This window comes from Betaproteobacteria bacterium (assembly GCA_016791345.1).
Lineage (GTDB): Bacteria > Pseudomonadota > Gammaproteobacteria > Burkholderiales > JAEUMW01 > JAEUMW01.
Map to the genome: position 1 here is coordinate 1 of JAEUMW010000345.1, position 3,248 is coordinate 3,248.

Genomic DNA, 3,248 nt, shown 5'->3' on the forward strand with positions numbered 1-3,248 from the left:
GCTGCTCGTCGGCGCCGGCATCATCTTGTTCGGGCTCCTGACCCTTCTCTGGGAGTGGCGCAAGCACAAGCGTGCGGCGGCATCGCACGGGGGGTAGTGTTGGCGGGCTGCCGCCGCTGGGCCGCGTTTCCGGACCCAGAATCGATCGGTTCGGGGATGGCGAGGTTGCGACAAATCTCCCTCGCAAGAGGATCGTTGATCTCCCTGTGGCGCGTCACTGCGCTGCGTGTGTTCAGCGTAGGGTGTACGCCATCAGGGTCGACCACTCTTCCCGAAAAAGACTGCAACGCTGTGCGATAAGGTATCGCAAGAGATCACGAACGCGACCTCGGCGAGGGCTGTGGCGAGGTCGCGCTGCCGTATGCGCTGGCACGCAGGTATCCGAACGCCGGACGCGAATGGGCCTGGCAATACATCTTCCCGTCGGGCAACCGATCTATCGATCCCCTCACCGGCGTCATTCGCCGCCACCATCTCGATCCGCAGACGATCCAGCGCGCGATCCGCAAGGCGGCCCGGGCCGTCGGCATCGACAAACCTGCGAGCTGCCACACGCTGCGGCATTCGTTCGCAACCCATTTGCTGCGCGGCGGTTACGACATCCGAACGGTGCAGGAGCTGCTCGGCCATTCCGACGTGAGCACGACGAGGATCTACACGCACGTGCTCAACCGCGGCGGCAAAGGGGTGCGCAGCACGCTCGATCTGGGGGCGTTGTCGCCTTTACCCAGATACAGCCTCGTCCGCTGACTGACTGCATTGCGCCCCCGCGTGCAGCAGCGCCACCCGCAGCACCCCGGCACGTCCGACGGCGAACGCGCAAGCCATGGCGTGCCGCTCGGCGGTCGCTTCGCCCGCGTTGATTCATATCAATTTCAGGCCCTGTGCGCAGCCTGTAGCATGCGATCGGACGCCAATGCGAGGTGCTTTTGGCCCGCGTCTGCCAACGAGGACATCCCCGATTGCTTAGAGCGATTCAGCGCGCCGGACAGTGGTTCTTCCTCAGGGTCGAGTCGGTCTTCAACCTCGCATTCGGCGACCGGCTGAACCCTCTGTACTATCTCGGCCCGATCAGTTACTTCATGTTCTGGATCGTGGTCGTCACGGGCCTGGTCGAATACATCTTCTTCAAGACCAGCGTCAGCGGTGCGTACTCGTCGGTCGAAGGGCTCACGGCGCAATGGTGGTTCGGCGGCATCCTGCGCAGCCTGCACCGATACGCATCCGACGTCATGGTGCTCACCATGGTGCTGCACCTGCTGCGCCACTTCACCTTCGATCACTATCGCGCGTTCCGCTGGTTCTCGTGGATCACCGGGCTGGTCGTGCTCTGGCTGGTGTACGCGGCAGGCATCAACGGCTACATGCTGCCGTGGGACAAGTACGCGCAGTTCGCGGTGGTGGCGACCATGGAGTGGTTCGACTGGCTGCCGATCTTCAACGGCACGCTGATCCGCAACTTCATCTTCCCCGAGAACGTCAACGACCGACTCTTCTCGCTGCTGTCATTCCTGCACATCGGCATCCCGCTCGGTGTGCTGGTGCTGCTGTGGGTGCACACGCACCGCGTGCCGCACGCGCGCACCAGCCCGCCGCGCCCGATCGCGATCACGCTGGTGGTAGCGCTGGCCGCGCTTTCGCTGATCAAGCCCGCCGTGAGCCAGGGCCCCGCGGATCTGTCGAAGGCGGTGACGTCGGTCGACATGGACTGGTTCTACCTGCCGGTCTATCCGCTGCTGTATCGCTGGTCACCCGGCGAGCTGTGGGCCTTCGTCGGCGGCTTGACCCTGCTCGTCGCACTGCTGCCGTGGCTGCCGCCCAAGCGCCGGCGCGGCCCGAAGGAGGGCTATCACGTGATGGTCCACCCCGACCATCGCATCGTCACCGCACGCGAGGGCGAAACGCTGCTCGACGCCGGACTGCGCGAAGGGATTTCGCTGCCCTATGAATGCCGCAACGGGGGCTGCGGCGTGTGCAAGGCGACGATCACCTACGGTACCGTCGACTACGGAGCGCATCAGGAAAGCGTACTCACCGCCGAGGAAAAGCAGGCGGGCAAGGCGCTGCTCTGCTGCGCCACGGCGCTCTCCGATATCGAGCTCGAATACGTGCCGACCGTCGCGCCGGGGGGCATCGCAGCGAAGACATACGTCGCGACGGTGGTAGAGATGAAGCGCCTGTCCCACGACGTGATGCAGGTGTTCCTGCGGCTGCCGCAGGGCGAAAGGCTCGCCTTCTACGCCGGCCAGTACATCAACGTCCTGCTCGACGACGGCGCGAAGCGCAGCTTCTCGTTCGCCACCGCGCCGCACGTGCACGACCTCATCGAGCTGCAGATCCGCCTGATGCCCGGCGGCCGGTTCACGACGCACGTGTTCAGCGAGATGAAGGTGGGCGATCAGGTCCGCTTCGAAGGTCCGCTGGGCGCCTTCTTCCTGCGCGAGGACAGCACCAAGCCGATCATCTTCGTCGCCGGCGCCACCGGCTTCGCGCCGGTGAAGAGCATGGTGGAGCACGCCTTCCATACGAAGCTCAAGCGCAAGATGATCCTGTACTGGGGGGTGCGCAGCCTGCGTGACCTCTACCTCGGCGACCTCGCGGCGCAATGGGCGAAGGAGCATCCGAACTTCACCTTCGTACCGGTGCTCTCCGAACCCGCGCCCGAGGACCACTGGAGCGGCCGCACCGGGCTCGTCCACGAGGCGATACTGCAGGACTTCCCTGACCTCTCCGCACATCAGGTCTATGCCTGCGGATCGGTCGCCATGGTGGAAGCGGCACACCCCGCTTTCGTGTCGCGGGGCATGTCCGAGCACGACTGCTTCTCCGATGCCTTCAAGCTCGCGCCGCAGATCAAATCCGGCATCGGCGACCTAGTCAAGCTCGGCGGGGGACGCTGATGGACAAGCTGCGCATCGCCGCGCAACTCGTGCTGTACGTACCGTTGATGTTCGTGGTCGGCTATTTTTCGACCTCTCCGCGGTACCAGGTCACCCAGCCGGACGAGGCGCTCGTGCGCGTGAGCTTCAGCCATGCCGCGCAGCGCTTGCAGGAGTGCCGCCAGCGCTCGGACGAAGAGCTCGCCAAGCTGCCGCCCAACATGCGCGTACGCGAGGACTGCCCGCGGGAACGCGCGCCGACGCACTTCCAGCTCGAGATCGACGGCGAGCTGAGGGTGGATCGCGTGATCGTACCATCCGGTCTCAACCGGGACGGCCCCGCCCCCCTCTATTCACGGCTGACGGTGC

3 protein-coding genes are annotated in these 3,248 nt (G+C 65.1%); all 3 read left to right on the top strand.

The features are described 5' to 3' along the window. The first annotated feature begins 303 nt into the window (after positions 1–303). Entirely contained in the window at positions 304–750 is a 447-nt protein-coding gene (locus JNK68_13595) for a tyrosine-type recombinase/integrase (protein MBL8541387.1), read from the top strand. A gap of 212 nt (positions 751–962) precedes the next feature. Then, entirely contained in the window at positions 963–2,900 is a 1,938-nt protein-coding gene (locus JNK68_13600; GenBank protein ID MBL8541388.1) for a cytochrome b N-terminal domain-containing protein, read from the top strand. After that, positions 2,900–3,248: hypothetical protein (locus JNK68_13605; protein ID MBL8541389.1), on the top strand; the 349-nt coding region annotated here is incomplete at its 3' end. The genes JNK68_13600 and JNK68_13605, both read left to right, overlap by 1 nt.